The organism is Sphaerospermopsis sp. FACHB-1194, assembly GCF_014696235.1.
Classification (GTDB): domain Bacteria; phylum Cyanobacteriota; class Cyanobacteriia; order Cyanobacteriales; family Nostocaceae; genus Sphaerospermopsis; species Sphaerospermopsis kisseleviana.
This window is the reverse complement of sequence record NZ_JACJPU010000001.1, coordinates 146,650-162,322: the sequence shown is the minus strand read 5'-3', so window position 1 is coordinate 162,322 and position 15,673 is coordinate 146,650. Positions and strand designations below refer to the sequence as shown.

General features: G+C 36.8%; 19 protein-coding genes, 1 tRNA gene and 1 pseudogene. 10 read left to right on the top strand and 11 right to left on the bottom strand.

From position 1 onward, the window contains the following. Positions 1 to 122 precede the first annotated feature (122 nt). On the top strand, positions 123 to 1,070 hold the full coding sequence (locus H6F45_RS00750) for an ADP-ribosylglycohydrolase family protein (RefSeq protein ID WP_190346253.1): 948 nt from the start codon (positions 123 to 125) through the stop codon (positions 1,068 to 1,070). A gap of 162 nt (positions 1,071 to 1,232) precedes the next feature. On the opposite strand, the gene cutA is transcribed toward H6F45_RS00750, so the two are convergent. The 4 genes and pseudogenes from cutA to H6F45_RS00730 form a co-directional block, all read right to left on the bottom strand. Beyond that, complete coding sequence (cutA, locus tag H6F45_RS00745; RefSeq protein ID WP_187041094.1) at positions 1,233 to 1,562, bottom strand: divalent-cation tolerance protein CutA; 330 nt, start codon at positions 1,560 to 1,562, stop codon at positions 1,233 to 1,235. Between the two features lie 2 nt (positions 1,563 to 1,564). Beyond that, positions 1,565 to 2,554, bottom strand: coding sequence for a transposase (locus H6F45_RS00740; protein ID WP_096571539.1), 990 nt, complete (start codon positions 2,552 to 2,554; stop codon positions 1,565 to 1,567). A gap of 18 nt (positions 2,555 to 2,572) precedes the next feature. Further along, positions 2,573 to 3,451 (bottom strand): annotated as a pseudogene (locus H6F45_RS00735) (hypothetical protein). A 140-nt stretch (positions 3,452 to 3,591) separates the two neighbouring features. Further along, positions 3,592 to 4,251, bottom strand: a complete 660-nt coding sequence (locus tag H6F45_RS00730) for an Npun_F0813 family protein (protein ID WP_190346252.1) — start codon at positions 4,249 to 4,251, stop codon at positions 3,592 to 3,594. Positions 4,252 to 4,618: 367 nt separating this feature from the next. On the opposite strand from H6F45_RS00730, the gene H6F45_RS00725 reads away from it, so the two are divergent. The 4 genes from H6F45_RS00725 (at position 4,619) to H6F45_RS00710 (ending at position 7,520) form a co-directional block, all read left to right on the top strand. Beyond that, positions 4,619 to 4,691, top strand: a tRNA-Arg gene (locus tag H6F45_RS00725). Between the two features lie 350 nt (positions 4,692 to 5,041). Then, positions 5,042 to 5,638, top strand: a complete 597-nt coding sequence (gene dcd / locus H6F45_RS00720; protein WP_137668820.1) for a dCTP deaminase — start codon at positions 5,042 to 5,044, stop codon at positions 5,636 to 5,638. A gap of 791 nt (positions 5,639 to 6,429) precedes the next feature. Then, complete coding sequence (locus H6F45_RS00715; RefSeq protein ID WP_137669570.1) at positions 6,430 to 6,915, top strand: type II toxin-antitoxin system antitoxin SocA domain-containing protein; 486 nt, start codon at positions 6,430 to 6,432, stop codon at positions 6,913 to 6,915. 2 nt (positions 6,916 to 6,917) lie between these two features. Beyond that, complete coding sequence (locus tag H6F45_RS00710; protein ID WP_190346186.1) at positions 6,918 to 7,520, top strand: type II toxin-antitoxin system PemK/MazF family toxin; 603 nt, start codon at positions 6,918 to 6,920, stop codon at positions 7,518 to 7,520. 26 nt (positions 7,521 to 7,546) lie between these two features. On the opposite strand, the gene H6F45_RS00705 is transcribed toward H6F45_RS00710, so the two are convergent. The 4 genes from H6F45_RS00705 to thyX form a co-directional block, all read right to left on the bottom strand. Next, positions 7,547 to 7,753, bottom strand: coding sequence for a hypothetical protein (locus tag H6F45_RS00705; protein ID WP_190346185.1), 207 nt, complete (start codon positions 7,751 to 7,753; stop codon positions 7,547 to 7,549). A gap of 23 nt (positions 7,754 to 7,776) precedes the next feature. Beyond that, entirely contained in the window at positions 7,777 to 7,971 is a 195-nt protein-coding gene (locus H6F45_RS00700; RefSeq protein ID WP_137666844.1) for an AAA domain-containing protein, read from the bottom strand. Beyond that, positions 7,943 to 8,926 (bottom strand): serine/threonine-protein kinase, encoded by a 984-nt coding sequence (locus H6F45_RS00695; protein ID WP_190346184.1) that lies wholly within the window; start codon positions 8,924 to 8,926, stop codon positions 7,943 to 7,945. Before H6F45_RS00695 ends, H6F45_RS00700 begins: the two co-directional genes overlap by 29 nt. Before the next feature lie 255 nt (positions 8,927 to 9,181). After that, entirely contained in the window at positions 9,182 to 9,904 is a 723-nt protein-coding gene (thyX, locus tag H6F45_RS00690) for an FAD-dependent thymidylate synthase (protein WP_137666842.1), read from the bottom strand. A gap of 186 nt (positions 9,905 to 10,090) precedes the next feature. Between thyX and H6F45_RS00685 the strand changes: the two genes are divergently transcribed. Both H6F45_RS00685 and H6F45_RS00680 read left to right on the top strand, forming a co-directional pair. Next, positions 10,091 to 10,306, top strand: a complete 216-nt coding sequence (locus H6F45_RS00685) for a chlorophyll a/b-binding protein (protein ID WP_137666841.1) — start codon at positions 10,091 to 10,093, stop codon at positions 10,304 to 10,306. Positions 10,307 to 10,446: 140 nt separating this feature from the next. Beyond that, on the top strand, positions 10,447 to 11,028 hold the full coding sequence (locus H6F45_RS00680) for a thioredoxin family protein (RefSeq protein ID WP_190346251.1): 582 nt from the start codon (positions 10,447 to 10,449) through the stop codon (positions 11,026 to 11,028). Positions 11,029 to 11,140: 112 nt separating this feature from the next. On the opposite strand, the gene H6F45_RS00675 is transcribed toward H6F45_RS00680, so the two are convergent. Beyond that, complete coding sequence (locus H6F45_RS00675; protein ID WP_242052538.1) at positions 11,141 to 11,932, bottom strand: carbonic anhydrase family protein; 792 nt, start codon at positions 11,930 to 11,932, stop codon at positions 11,141 to 11,143. A gap of 38 nt (positions 11,933 to 11,970) precedes the next feature. On the opposite strand from H6F45_RS00675, the gene H6F45_RS00670 reads away from it, so the two are divergent. Beyond that, a complete protein-coding gene (locus H6F45_RS00670; protein WP_190346183.1) occupies positions 11,971 to 12,738 on the top strand; it encodes a 16S rRNA (uracil(1498)-N(3))-methyltransferase in 768 nt (255 codons plus the stop codon). A gap of 621 nt (positions 12,739 to 13,359) precedes the next feature. Here the strand turns inward: H6F45_RS00670 and H6F45_RS00665 are convergent. Continuing rightward, positions 13,360 to 13,713, bottom strand: coding sequence for a hypothetical protein (locus tag H6F45_RS00665; RefSeq protein ID WP_096571556.1), 354 nt, complete (start codon positions 13,711 to 13,713; stop codon positions 13,360 to 13,362). 407 nt (positions 13,714 to 14,120) lie between these two features. Here H6F45_RS00665 and H6F45_RS00660 point away from each other — a divergent pair, with 407 nt between their 5' ends. Continuing rightward, positions 14,121 to 14,729 carry an alpha/beta fold hydrolase gene (locus H6F45_RS00660; RefSeq protein WP_137666839.1) on the top strand — a complete coding sequence of 203 codons (609 nt, stop codon included), beginning with the start codon at positions 14,121 to 14,123 and terminating at the stop codon, positions 14,727 to 14,729. Positions 14,730 to 14,824: 95 nt separating this feature from the next. Here H6F45_RS00660 and H6F45_RS00655 read toward each other — a convergent pair whose 3' ends face one another. Beyond that, a complete protein-coding gene (locus H6F45_RS00655; RefSeq protein ID WP_190346182.1) occupies positions 14,825 to 15,253 on the bottom strand; it encodes a VOC family protein in 429 nt (142 codons plus the stop codon). Between the two features lie 272 nt (positions 15,254 to 15,525). Between H6F45_RS00655 and H6F45_RS00650 the strand changes: the two genes are divergently transcribed. Beyond that, positions 15,526 to 15,669, top strand: a complete 144-nt coding sequence (locus tag H6F45_RS00650) for a hypothetical protein (RefSeq protein ID WP_236104016.1) — start codon at positions 15,526 to 15,528, stop codon at positions 15,667 to 15,669. The last annotated feature ends 4 nt before the right edge of the window (positions 15,670 to 15,673 follow it).

Genomic DNA, 15,673 nt, shown 5'->3' with positions numbered 1-15,673 from the left:
GATGTTGAACTTATCGGTATTTAGTAAACTTTTGCATCCTTGGTTATAGTTACACTGCCATCTTTGAGTATTCCAGGTGATCAGGTGACAGTTTACTAATCGTCACTGAGTAATATAAAATGATGATAAAAACTACAAAGGTATTATCGGGTTTGCTGGGTGTGTGTGTTGGTGATGCTTTGGGTGTACCGGTGGAGTTTACAAGTCGTGCAGAACGCCTAAAATCTCCGGTCACATCTATGTTAGGTTATGGTACGTGGCATCAACCACCAGGAACATGGTCTGATGACAGTTCTTTAACTTTGTGTTTGGCAGAATGTTTGTGTGATGGTTTTTCCCTAGATGCTATAGCTCGTTCCTTTTCCCGCTGGTACACAGAAGGTTATTGGGGCGCTCATGGTAAAGTTTTTGATATTGGTGGAACTACCAGACAAGCTATTATTAATTGGCAACAAGGAGCAACACCCCTAAAAGCAGGTGGTACTGGTGAAAATAGTAATGGCAATGGTTCTTTAATGCGAATTTTACCAATGGCTTATTTTGATCAAACCTGGAGTTTTCCAGAACTGATAAAAAGAGTCCATCAAGTTTCTTGCATTACTCATGGCCATCTGCGATCGCAAATGGCTTGTGGCATTTATATTAGTATTGCTGTAGAGCTATTGGCAGGAATAGAACCCAAAGCAGCTTATTTGCAAGGGTTGGACAAGATTCAATTACTCTATTCTAGTGGGGAATATGCCTTGGAAAAACCCCATTTTGATAGAGTTTTCAGTGGAAAAATTGCTGATATACCCATCAAAGAGATTAATTCTGGTGGTTATGTAATTGATACCCTAGAAGCATCTTTATGGTGTTTTTTAAATAGCTCATCCTACGCCCAAGCTGTACTTCAAGCCGTTAACTTAGGCGGAGATACGGATACTACTGCTGCGGTGACAGGTGGGTTAGCGGGAATTTATTATGGCGTGGAAGGTATTCCTTCAGAATGGCTGGATCAAATTGCTCGGAAACAAGACATTATAGACTTGAGCAGTCGTTTGTCATTATTTATAGGGAATAGGGAATAGGTAATAAATGAACTCCTGATTTCTGACTCCTGACTCCTGTAAGGGCGAAGCATTCGGGCGAACAATTATTAATTTTTCTCCAAAGCTATTTTCCGAATGCTTCGCCCCTACTTTGCCCTTACGACTTCTGACTGCTGACTGCTATACATAACGAAAAGACTATTATATTTTTACCTGTTCATTGATCCATTGTTGGTAGTCAGTACCAGCAAGGAGAATAGGTAGAGCGATAATTTCTGGCAGTTGATAGGAATGAATTTCTCTGATTTTGGCTGCTAATGTAGAGAATAACGCCAAATTAGTCTTAATCATTAACTGCCATTCATTCTTTTTGTGAATTTCTCCTTGCCATCGGTAAATAGAGTAGACGGGTGACAAACTGACAGCAGCTGCGAGTTTAGCTTCGATCACAGTTTGAGCGATCGCCTTAGCTTCCTCTTCAGTGGCAGTTGTCACCATAACTACACCATAACCAGTTGGTTGCTGCAACATTGCTAAACCAGAGACAGAGAGTAGACTTGACCATCAATTAACAAGCGAGTGATACCTTTGGCTTGGAGATGGTTACTAGCCTTATGCAGCATTCTACTGTCAGGAACTTTAATCACGCGATCGCGTTTGGTAGAAAAGCGTTTGGCCACGCGATGATTATCAAACACTGGCAGAGTTTTCTGCTGGGTTTCAATAGTAGGAATAGCTCCCAAGTCCCCAAAATCCTTGAGTGGTCTAGTAATTAATTCCGCAGAGCGATCAATTACCAGATAACAAGTTTTCGGCAAAGATGCCACCGACAAGGGTAAAACTTGAACTGCTCCTTCTCCTGGTCTACGTCTGGTAACTAGAGGTGTAGGTTCTTCAAAATCTTCGTCTTCAAAATCCTCCTCATCTTCAAACAAATCATCGTCTAAATCATCCAAATCATCAGACTCATCCAGTAAATCATCATCGAACATATTGCTGATGACGTTTTCTTCTGGCTCCTCATCCTCTAGTATGGTTCTGGGGATGCTGGGTATTTCAGGTGGCCGATGTCGGACGATTTCTATTTCCCTAGCTACCGGCAATTCTGGTTTTTCCGTGGCAGAAGAGCGTGTTTTCACCCTTCTAATAGCCGGGATAGGAGGTGGAATTTGTTCAGACTTAGGAGCCTCTTTCACCTCTTTGATGACCGTTTTAGGTGGTTCAACCTTGGGCAACTCTAAGCTAGGTTGATCACTGCTTACAGGTGCTGTTTCGATTTTTGGTTGTTGACTCAACAGGGGTAACTGCTCGTAACTTACCTGCGCTCTGCCTTCAGGGGTTCTGGCAGCGCGTTTTAAAGAAACAAGATATTCGTAATCTTCTTCGGGTAAGGTACTTTTAAGCAGTCGGCTAATGGTTGAGTTGCTTACTCCATAACGTTCTGCCAAAGTCGAGGTAGTTTCGGCAGTTTCTCTATATAACTTGAGAATTTCTTGCTTGTCAGAATCTGTTAATTTTCTCACGGTAGACACCAAAATTTGTTAACTGCGTTTGCGTCCACTGGTACGCCGCTTGAGGCTCAATGATGCTTTGTATTCCAGAGCAGCGCCCATACCAAATAACACTCCACTAAACACCTAGAACACTTCTAGTATGTCTCCACTTTGATAATTTGGAAGATAGTTAGTGGCATAAAACCACATATCTGCAATGTAGAGCGAAAATGCTGCGGCTGCAATCATTCTCCATGACCGGGAAACTTTTCCTCCCCAAAACGCTAATAACATGATTGTAGCGATAATTAATAACAACACATCACTAATTACATAAAACCAATCTAAAATCAGTTTTATTTGCATCAAAATACCACTTGTTTGAGCGAATGGTGCTGCATTTTGCTGAGAAATGAACCAAGCCACAAAACTTCCTAATGCACCAACAGCAAACACAATTAACCATTGCCATTTTTCTAAGTTGATGCGTCGGGAGAACAAAGCTAGAGCCATACCTCCACCCAGGAAGATATAAGTCATGACAAAAAACACATCTGCTATAGATACATCCGGTTCTTCGCCTAAACCTATTTCTATATAGCCAAAAACTATCCCACCGATAAAATAAGCCAGCATACCTAAGCCGATAAACAGCCAAACCTTTCGGCTGCTGATAATTTGGGTACTTTGCCAGTTTCGCCAACAGAGAACAGCAGAACCCAAGTAAGCTGAAGCTTCAAAGATATTGGTTCCTAATAAATACCAAACTTCACGAATTTCTTCGCCGTTGGGACTACCAGGGATTTTGGCGCTGAACAACAAGAAGTATAACAGGGCTAACATTACCCAGCCAATACTAATCAAAATGATTCTTTGAGTCGTGAAAATGGTTTTTGCTTTGTAAGAATCGTCGTAGGATTTACTCATAGGTTTTCACTAGGTAAATGCACTGTACTACTATTTTTGACATAATTAAGGTCTTATGTAATTGAAATAGTATTAATTGCTCAATGTGATACCTGAAGTTGGGTAACACTGAAATCATTTGTGAGCCAATAATATTCATCCTACTGCCAAAGTTTACTCAGTGGAGATTGATTTAACCAACCGATAAATATTAATAGTTCTTCTTCTGGCATATCTTGTAGCCTATCCTCTAATTGATGAGCAAAGTTTATATCACCAAAATATGTTTTTCCTAGTCGGTGCAGTTCTTCCAGGAGAATAATTACATGAGTTTCTTGCCAAGGAGGCAGTTTGGGCATTTGTGAGGGTTCAACAGTTAGCAGAGCTTTGGTTGACTCTGGGGAAGATGCTTGGGGAAATTGTTTTTGCTGTAATATCCCTGTGATATCTTTTTCAAATAAACCTGCTTGTCGATTACCTAATAAATCTTCAATATCCATATAAACGGCTTGCAGGAGTAAAATACTCGCCAATGTCAAAATCTCAATATTGCTATGGCTACCTGTATCACTGTCTAGCTGTTCCAAGCGAATTTTGCCCCAGACGCTAAAGCGTTCGGGTTCTTCCAGCAAGACACAGGCTTTACCTCGATTGTCAGTCAGCGATCGCCACAGAGTTTTAGCTTCAACCTCTTGACTAGCTTTAAAAACACTTATCAGGCGAAAGGTTGGCCCCTGATAATGGAGGATCGGCACCTTCTGATCCCGCGTTGGGTGCTGAACGGTAGATATTTCAACATCCTGGCGTTTAAGAATAAACATGGCACTAGCAACTAACTCCTCACAGGGGCTGTTTTGATTTGGGATTTGTCTTTCATTTGGGCAAAATGGACTCAAGTATAATAATTTATATTATGGTGAAATAAAATTAGACGTTTGCCAAATACTTTACCAGATATCTGCCAAATATCTGTCTGAGAGGATTAGCACTCAAGGTAAAGTTACCCCTTGACATCTGCTATATATCGTAAATACTTACTTGGTTTCGTTTTTTAGTTTACATCTACTGGTTCATGAGGTGATGGTTCGTTATAAAAATTGTTAAATATTTAATTCTATCTTGCTTTTTACTAGGAACAGCGTATATAATAATCAAGGATGGTTTGTTCAAAAGCCAGATACGAGTCTTGGGCGCGTAGCTCAGTGGATAGAGCAATTGCCTTCTAAGCAATCGGTCGCAGGTTCGAACCCTGCCGCGCTCGTTTTAATTCAATATCAACTCTCTTGCTTGTAACTATGAGCCAGAAGTCGTGGTTAATTATTCTTAATTGAACAAGGTATGTGCTGCACCATAGACATATAATTTTTCTTTATGCTTTAGCGAATAACATTTAATTAAGTATGAAGATGAATTAATTTTTTTAGAACCTAGTACCGCTTCGCGGAAGTTAAAAGTCAAAAATCAAAAATAATAGGTCGTAAGCTTTTTAGCGATTGAGAATGGTTGGTTTATTTACGCCGTGCTGTACTAGTATCCTTAATCATGCTAGGATAACGAGTTTGGTAATTTCAGTCACATAAAATCAAACTTAGTAAAAAAGGTAACTCTGAAATGTTGAAGAATGACAAGTGGATCATTGAGCAAGCAAAGAAAGGCATGATTGAACCATTTGAATTTAGCTTAGTTCGCACGGTAAAATTGGAAACTGGCACAGAAGTCCCAGCTTTGAGCTATGGTTTATCTTCTTATGGTTATGATATACGGTTGTCACCTAAAGAATTTTTAGTGTTTAGGCATATTCCTGGCACGGTTGTTAATCCTAAAAGATTTAATCCGAACAATTTAGAATCTGTACCTTTACAGCAGGATGAAGATGGAGATTTCTTTATAATTCCAGCGCATTCTTATGGGTTAGGAGTTGCGTTAGAAAAATTACAAATGCCTCCTAATGTAACTGCAATCTGTTTAGGCAAAAGCACTTACGCCCGTGTTGGACTAGTAGCTAATGTTACTCCGGCTGAGGCTTCTTGGAATGGCTCGCTTACTCTGGAATTTAGTAATTCATCAAGTGCTGATTGTAGAATTTATGCGAATGAAGGTATCGTTCAATTATTATTTTTAGAAGGAGAACCCTGTCAAACTACCTATGCAGATAGAGGGGGTAAATATCAAAATCAGCCGGAAAAAGTGACTTTAGCTAGAGTATAGTTATTGTTGATTATTGACACATAAAATATCAATTTCACCAAGTCACAAACGAGGGAAATGAGGCGATCGCATTCTGTGTCTATTAACCCAAGTTGCTAGTTAAGAATAGGAGTCAGGAGTCAGAAGTCAGAAGTCAGGAAAAAGAATGAATTATGATTGTGTTCCCTGCTTTATTGCTATCTACTTATCCTTGTTACTTCGATTTGAGAGCCTTTCTTGTATAACTAGCAACTTACGTTATTAGTGATTTGCTGATCATTGTGATAACTAGCAACTTGTTTACAGTAGTTACAAATACCCAAAGGAAGGTATGGGGTGATCTTGAGTCAAAAATTGTGTAGCTAACTGTAATTACATAGGGGTTGCTGAGAAAGTCTTTCCGTGATGGCATAGGAGTCAGGAGTCAGGAGTCAGGAGTCAGGAGGAGATTTGAAAATTTCTTTGCCATCTCTTGAAATCCCAAAAAATGCACACTTTTTCCGGTATACCCTTCAAAACCCTTGCACTAATTTCTGTGTTTATCAGCCTCTAACCTTTGATATATCAAGGTTTTAGGTTTATTCAGCAAACCCTACATAATCCAAATATGATACTATAGTGCATTAGCACTATAAATATAGCAGCTAGGTTAAAAATTGTCAGAAATTGAGATAAAAACGAATTATAATTAGCCGATGGAAAATTATGATAACTCCATAAAAAGTCTAACTTTCATACAAAACTTATATATGTTTATATTGCCAACCTAAAGGAATTAGATAATCTTATGATAATCGGGAGAAATAAGGATTATGCTGGATAAACTCATCAAATATTTTGTCTATGCGACAAAAGGATATATCACAAAAACACAGCTAATTAAATTCTTGTATTTGGCTGATCTTTATGCTGTCAAATGGACAGGCAATCAATTAACTGATTTAGATTGGTGCTATTATCGTCATGGACCTTGGAACGAGGAAATAGATAATGTTTTAAGGACAATGAATGGAAAAGAGATTATTCAAGAATCTCAAGGTAATACAATACTGATTAAACTTGGTACGGAATCAGGTAATGTTGATGATTTAGATTTACCTTTAAGTCTCAAGCTAATTCTTGATAACATTAGAAGAGAATGGGCAGGTGCAGGACAAGATAAAATAAATCAATTACTAGAGTATGTGTATAGCACTGCGCCAATGGTTGAAGCTCAAAAAAACCATCAACCAGAAGAAAAAGTAAAACTAAATCTGCAAGCAGAAAGAGCAAAATTAATCAGTGAATTAGGATCATAAAAGTGGCTGGACAAAAACCTAGACAGGGTTGGATTTATTGGATTAATCCTTACAGAGTATCTCTTCGTTGCAAACTGGGTCATGTTCATATTTATAATTTAGATGAACCAGGAGAAGTAGAATGTCAAACCTGTAAAGAGAATATTAATTCCAGTAGGGTTTTTAGAGGAACACATCCCTATATCATCTGGACAAGTGATCAATTTCAAGATGAATCTGGATATATAGCAACTTTTTCTGTGATTCCTCTAACTTCACAAACAACATTTAATGGTTTACCAACCACCTATCCAATTAATCGTACTGCTAGAAATGGTCTTGATAAAAATTCCTATGTCCTAGTTCATCAAATATGTACAGTTGATGCTAATTCTTTTAAAGATTCATCGGAAAATTGGTTAAATCGAATTGGACAATTAGATAAACCAGATAAGGAAGCTATAGAGGAACGATTAAAGTATTTTTTGAATATTCAAGATAATCCTAGTGAAGATTGGTTTGCTCAAAATGCGTCTCCCGAAATTGTTAAAAAAGTTTTTGATTATTTATCGGAAGAAGATAAAAGTTCAGTTATAGAAGAATTAATTAACAATTTAAACTCTTAATCAACAAGATATTTGAAACAAATCATTTAAGGGTTGCCAAAAATCTTTTCAATTAATTGATGAATTTTTTGGGAATTAATACTACCATAAGGACTGTCATTGGTATAATCGTCTTCACTTAATATTAAAACCCCATTTTTACCAACACCTTCTTCATAAAGAAATATATCATTTTTTCTATACCAATTTTTCTTTTCTTCCCACTTATGACTATATTCAGAATTGTTTAACATTCCAAGATGTTCCCAATAATAGGTTACTCCTCCTTCTTAACTTCATCTGCAAAGGGTGGGAGTTGTCTAGGATCTCCGACTAAAATTCCACGTTTGGCTTTTGAGATAGGAACAAGAGCTTCTGTTACTGTTGCTTTTGAGGCTTCATCTATAATGCACAAATCAAAATCAACATCTTTATATTCTTTTCTAGCGATTCCAATACAAGTTGCAGTCATCCAGAATAATTTGACGAACCTCTTGTAAAGAATTTACTTGCAGAATATGTTGAGCTTTCTGTGACCAATCTTTATTGGCAAAATCAACATAACAAGTTTCTTTCTTGCGTGTATCTGGAGTTTCTTTTTGCTTCTGAGCAACTTTCAAATCTGCCAAAAGGATTTCCGCCGTATCTGGTCTATCTTCTGGATTAAAAGAAACACAGCTTTCAATAATTTCTTTTATTTCTTCTGGAACTTGAAGTTGATTAAGAGATTTAGAAATATCATCATAATCTGCTAATTCTACATCTGTTAGGCAATAAAGAACTAATACTCCGAAACTATAAACATCTCTCTTATAGTCATATATTCCCCCTGTATGTTCATTGGGTTTAGGTGTATAAGGTTCACATCTTCCAGATGCTAAAACAGTACGACTAGGTTCGAGATATTTCTTAAACTTAGATATGCCAAAGTCAGCAAGTTTAATTTTGCTATGACTACTAATGAGAATATTACTAGGTTTAATATCACGGTGAACAATTTGGCGACGGTGAGCAAAATCCAGAGCTTCTAGTATAGGTAAAGCTATATCATGCCAAAAATCATCCCAACCTTTATCTTTATAAGAATTTTCTTGTAAATACTCAGATAAATTTTTTTCCATCCACTCAAGGACAAGAAACTCATGACCGGTTTCTTCATCTTTGCCATCATCAATAAGTTTAACAATATGGTCGTGTTCTAATTTATTCAGTGATTGTTTTTCACGTTTATATGATTCAGCTAAAATTTCTTGATCTAAATTACGATTTTCAAAAAACTTAAATGCCACTTCTTCGTCAGACTCTAGATCACGCGCTTTATAAACATTAGCCATTCCTCCTTTTTTGGCATCATCTTTTAACCAGTATCTTTCGTTAATTATACGACGAGGTTTAGACTGCGATTTACTTGTGCTTTTTCGTTGCATAGATTCTCTAAATCCTTACTTAATTAATTTTTGACTCAATTTTTGATAAATAACATCTAACCACACTGGAATAACAGCCTTACCTTGATCAAGGTGTGCGATCGCTATTTTACTGTCGAATTATAATATAGAACGTGAACAATAACAATTTTACAAAGTCTAAAATTACTGCGAAATAATTATACCTTGCTATAGTTAATCATTAATCAGATCCCCGACTTCTTCAAGAAGTCGGGGATCTATCCATCTTTGATTTTAAGGTGCTAATCTGCCTTTACCCAAGCGAGATTTTTTGTACCATTCAGCTATTGCAGGAATCCATTCTTCAAAATGAGGCCACATTAATTCACATAACTTTTGAATTTCTAGTTGAGCATCTTTCTTATTTCTTAAGTCAGCAAAATGTAAGAAAGACCTGACATTAAAACTCACAACAAAATGCTGACGATAATCAAAAGGCATTTTACCTCTGATATGTTCCTCAGACATTCCTGCTTCAAAGTCAATTTTGTATTGTTTGGCAGCTTCTAAACACCATTGTAAGTCTGCTGCTCTTTTTTCTGGTGAATAATAATATTTTTTACCTTGTCTATCTGTGTAATAGCCCACAGGACGTAAGTAGAAAACATCTTCTATGTCTTTTTTACCTTCTACCACTTCAATAAACTGGTTGCCAGTATACCGAAAAGATTGCACATCAAATGATATACCTACCCTGTGTGTGCGTGCTTGCTGCATGACGCTATGAGGAAAGTAACCACAGTTAAACATTATTTGCGGATGTTCTAATGGTCCGTAATGTCCTCTTTCTCCTGCTAGGAGTTGCTTGACGATAATTTCACCACATTTGGACTCGGTAGGCCATTTGTCTCGCTGATCATATACAAACCCGTCTGTATAGTCTTGGTGCATCGCAGCATAAATGACTTGTTGGGGGTTTGGTGTTTTGGCAATAACTTCTACTCTAAATTTATCCATAACTACTCAAAATTAAGGTTTTTAATAAAGATAGCAATTAACCAGTTAGCAAGTTGATTGATGAGAAGGTAGAGAAATCAAACTCTCTGGATGATCATACATATATCCCAGATATTCAGATACTTTACAAAAATTAATTTATCTGTTACAGTTCTTAATATAGAGAAAAGTTAAGGAGATAACATAATGGCTACAAACGGTTCTATGATTGACGATCAAGGCAAAATGAATAACTTTGCAGTTGAACCTAAAGTATATGTAGACGAACAAGGCGATCGCACAGGTTTTACACCTTATGCAGAATTACTCAATGGTCGTTTAGCTATGATTGGTTTCATTTCTCTGATAGCCTTAGAAGTATTCACAGGACACGGTGTTATCGGAATTTTAAAAAGCCTGTAGAAAATAATTAAAATCTGCTTACATAACAGCTTACATAACAATTGATAAACTAGAGAGACGGGAAAATTCTCGTCTTTTTAATTTGGGAATGTGGGCAAAAAATTTATGGTATGTTGTTAGCATTAAGCAAAGGGGAATCTATGGTTTTAACTGCTTCAACAATGTTACCTCTAGGTACTAAAGCACCAGAATTTCATCTACCAGAAGTAGTATCTGGAGAAAATATTTCACTAGCTAATTTTGCAGATAAAAAAGCATTATTAGTGATGTTTATTTGTCGGCATTGTCCATTTGTGAAGCATATCCAACAAGAATTAGCCAATTTAGGAAAAGATTACTTTAATAGTAATTTGGGAATAGTTGCTATTAGTGCTAACGATGCTCAAAACTACCCAAATGATGCACCTGAATCCTTAAAAGAAATGTCCACAGAGTTGGGATTTAAATTTCCCTTTTGCTACGACGAAACCCAGGAAACAGCACAAGCTTACACAGCAGCTTGTACACCTGATTTTTTCCTATTTGATCAAGAAAGAAAATTAGTTTATCGCGGACAATTAGATGATAGCCGTCCTAGTAATAATAAACCAGTAACAGGTGCAGATTTACGCGCAGCAATTGAAGCCGTTTTAGTTGATCAAGCTGTCACCAGTGAACAAATTCCTAGTGTGGGTTGCAATATTAAATGGAAACCAGGGAACGAACCTAATTACTTTGGTTAAGAAAATTTTAATCATCTCCAGATTATTCACACATTCTGATTTCTGAACAGGTGGGAATTTCCCGCCTGACTCCTGAATTATTAACCCTAAAAATCCACAAATAATAACTAACCTATGAGGGGTGAAATTCTATTTTTCTAGTGTTTATTGGTTGTACTGGACGAGCATTTACTTGATATAATTTTTGGAAAGCTGCAATTTGTTCTTCAGAAACTTGAGTTGTTTCTGTTAGTACATTCCATTTGACATTTTCGCTGCATGGTGGTGTAGTTAGTGAACCGATATAACTGAAAAAATCTTTATTTTTAGGTAGTAAATTGGCAGCGTTAATCGTATAATTTTCAATGTCATTGATTTTTCCCACTGCGGGAATATGCTGCCAAATCTGATCAATTAAGGGATTAGCTGAACCTTGATTCATCATCACTCCCACAACTGCTAATTGGTTTTTAACATTGCGGTGTACCAAGTGCATTTCCAGAGCAGATGCTTTATTATTAATAGTATGTTCGCTAGGTGTATGAAAATGAAACTGGATGAGTTCATATTCCTCATCGTTAATTTTCATAGTGCTACCTGGGTTGTAATTGATTTGGACAGTATGACCATTATTAACAACTAATAAAGGTGTGGGTTGATAGTTAAACTCTATTTTAATAGGAGTTCCTTCTACTGCATGATTTATATTGATGGGAGATTGATTTTTCCCTAGTTCACAAAGCGCAAACTCAGAACTGATTTCTCCCCAATGAGTAGGATTTGCTGCACCTGCATAACTCCAGTCTGGTGTATTTTCCTCAGCTATGACTGGTGTAGGAAATACAGCCATTAATCCTATTAAAAATACTACAATTACTATAATATTTACAAACAAGAGGTTTTTTATTTTCCAGCTTAGTTTCATTCTACTAAAATCTATACCTCAACAAAATATAATTCAAAATGCAAAGGATCACAATTCAAATTTCCCAAATTCAAGAGACAAAAATTTTATTAACACCCCAACAACAACATTATTTATTGCGAGTTTTGCGATTACAAGATGGAGATAAATTTATCGCAATGGATGGTATGGGTAAATGGTGGTTAACCCATTTAAAAGGAGAAACAGGAGAGATTTTAGAATTACTGGAAGTGAAAACAGAGTTACCTGTATCTATAACTTTGATGGTAGCTTTACCAAAAGGAAATGGTTTTGATGATGTTGTCCGTTGTTGTACTGAGTTAGGTGTAACTTGTATTGTACCAGTTTTGAGCGATCGCACCCTCATCAACCCCAGTCCCCAAAAATTAGAACGTTGGCGACGCATAGCTGCTGAAGCGGCGGAACAGTCAGAGCGTGCTTTTGTCCCTACCATTTTAGAACCTGTAGCTTTTAGCACCGCTGTAAATGCAAGTGCAGCAAATCAGCGTTATAAGCGTTATATTTGTGAAGCGCGGGGAAATTATCCACATTTAACAAAAGTGCTAAATAACCTCTCTGGTGAAATTGTAGGTGAAAATATAGGTGAAAATATAGGTGAAAATATAGGTGAAAATATAGGTGAAATTGTCATTGCCACAGGACCAGAAGGAGGATGGACAGATAAGGAAATTGAAATGGCTATAAAAGCAAAATTTCAGCCTGTTTCCCTGGGTTGTCGTATTCTCCGCGCTGTCACTGCCCCAATTGTAGCATTATCCTTGATTACGGCTGCTTGTGAGGCATAAACCGCAATACTTTGTGATAATTATTCAGAAGTGAATGTAATTTGCCGAATGTGGGTATAAATGATATATCTCACGCACCAAGATAAAGATAGCGCTGTTTGTGTCTTTACTTCTAGAACACCGATTCATTAATCGTCAGGGCGAAGCATTCGGGTGATAACCTATCGCTAAAACCATTGATATTCTGTCCGAATGCTTCGCCCCTACAAGGTAAAAACAGATTACCTAGCATTACTGAATCGACGCTCTAGGCGTGAGAAATTCATTTAAGTTTATATAAAGTCATGTTGGAAGAAGTTATCGCCGCCTTTGAACGTAAAGACTATCAAACCGCCGTTACATTAATTAAATCATATTCAATTATTTAGGAGGGAAAATACTAATTGGGATGCAGCTTTTCAGTTGTACAGTGGCATTGTGTTTCTGAAAAACTGGTCAAGTAATTGATAAATCGGTAAGTTGGAGATTTTGGATTAAAGGTAGGATTTGTCTTTGTGTTTGTAGTAAGGGCTTCAGCCCTGATTTTGAGGACTAAAGTCCTCACTACGAGCAATATATTCTATATTAAACAAGTTAATTAATCCAAAATCCAAAATCCAAAATCCAAAATCCAAAATTGATTTATCCAGGTACTTTCACTTGACCTGCCATATCCAGAAAACTACTCATGTTCGCACCTGGACGACGACGACCACCAGAAGATGGAGTAATTAAATATTTAGTTGCAAAATTTGTTTCAGTTGCTACTGCGGGTTTTGCGGGTTCTGCTTTTGCTGCTTGAGCGGGTTCTGCTTTGGGGGTTGGTGCTTGAGCGGGTTCTGCTTTTACTACTGCTGCTGGTGCTACGGGTGCTGCTGCTGGTGTAGTTTCTCCAACTTCTTCTTTTAGTTCCAAGTAGTATTCATCTTTTTTGCCAAATAACCCACCGATGAAGCCAAGAATACCACCGATTAAATTTTTGATAAATCCAAACATGACAATTTCTCCTGTTTTTAAATTTTTGTCATATCACCATAATTGTAAATTATTTCAAAATAATTTTACATTTTGTTGCCATAATCATTGCGGTAATAAGCAGTAATAACTTTAGGGATTTTTACTAAATCGCCTTGTAGTCATTCTATAGGCCAATTGTTATGACTTCATTACAACTATTAGCGACTGATGAAGACCAGCGAAATCATTATTAAATCTTACCGTATCTATAAGCAAGATTCTGAGATATTCCTTAACAAAATTTAACAACATTGGTTAATTGCAAAAACTGTCATAGCCTCTGGGTTGATAGCTCTGATACTTGGTTATATTTTCTACAGAAATAACTCAAATCAGATTTGATGAATACTGACAATTTTTTACAAACCTATTTCAAAAGTATTACTATGAATGATAAAGCAAACAAGCGTAATCCTGTTTTATTGGTACACGGAATTAATGATACTGGGGCGGTTTTCAACAAAATGGCGCGTTACCTGGGAAAGCAAGGTATGGTAGTTTGTACACTTGATTTAATTCCTAATAACGGTTCTGAGCTTTTAGATAATTTAGCACAGCAAGTAGCAGATTATGTAAACATGAACTTTGCACCAGAACAACCATTAGATATAGTGGGTTTTAGTATGGGGGGAATAGTCAGCCGTTATTATATTCAAAGATTGGGAGGAATAGAAAAGGTAAAGAGGTTTATTACCATTTCCTCACCCCATCGGGGAACAAATATTGCATATTTAACTTGGTTAAAGGGTGCTTTACAAATGCAACCTAATAGTGATTTTTTAAATGATTTAAATTCTGATGTAGAAATGTTGAATAAGTTAAATTTTACATCTATTTGGACACCTTATGATTTAATGATTTTACCTGCGGAAAGTTCAAGAATATCTGTTGGTAAAGAAGTTATTTTACCCGTTGCCCTGCATCCTTGGATGTTAACAGATAAAAGGACTTTTAAAGTAGTAGCAGCAGCATTAGATGAACCAATTAATTATTAGTTATTAGTTATTAGTCATTAGTTATTAGTCATTGGGCATTGGGTTATTCATCCTCCCAGTCACCAGTCACCAGTCACCAGTCACCAAATTACCAATTACCTATCACCAATTTCTGTATATTCAGAACTGCCAAAAATTGCTGATGGATAACGATAGTATTTAAATTCCATTAAGTTATAAAAAGGATCTTCTAAAAAGAAAGTGTGATGTTCTAGAGGAGAACCAACAAAACGGTTTTTGGGTTCTTCTCGAAAATTCAGTTGTTTAATTTTGGCTGTTTCTAGTAATTGTTGCCAGTCTTTTTCTTGGGTGAAAATTAAACCGAAATGTCGGGGATAAATGCCTTTTTGAGGTGTTAAAGGTTCTTTGGTGATGTGGGCAACTAATTGATGTCCGTAAAGGTTGAGAATTAAAGCGTGGGGGTTTTCTCTTCCGGGGATGCAGCCTAAACCGTCGACATAAAAGGCTTTGGTTTGGGGGATGTTGGTGACAGGGAAGGCGAGGTGAAATATGATTTTGTTCATGGTGGGGGTTGAGTGCGAAATTATTTGACCACTTGACAAATTAATGTCCACAAAAATATTAACTCCTAAACCCTTACTGTGTAAGGGTTTTGTTATTTTAACCTATATTTAGCCCCTTCAACATTAATTGACAAAATAACTGTCCGAATTTAGATATTTGACAAATTAATTGTCCTATATTGAAAATCCCCATTTTTCCAACTTTTGCCAGACTTGACAAATTAATTGTCCTCCGATACAGTACAATACAACTATGTTTGTAAAAGACATATATGCTGGAAATACAAGATGATCAACCCAATGATAACGAGGTTTATCGAGTTCTACAACCTATTATCGAAGCACAAGAGCAAAAAGCCAATGTTAGAAGTCGTGGTTGGCGTGGTTCTAGATTATCACTGAAAACTCGTGACTAGGTTT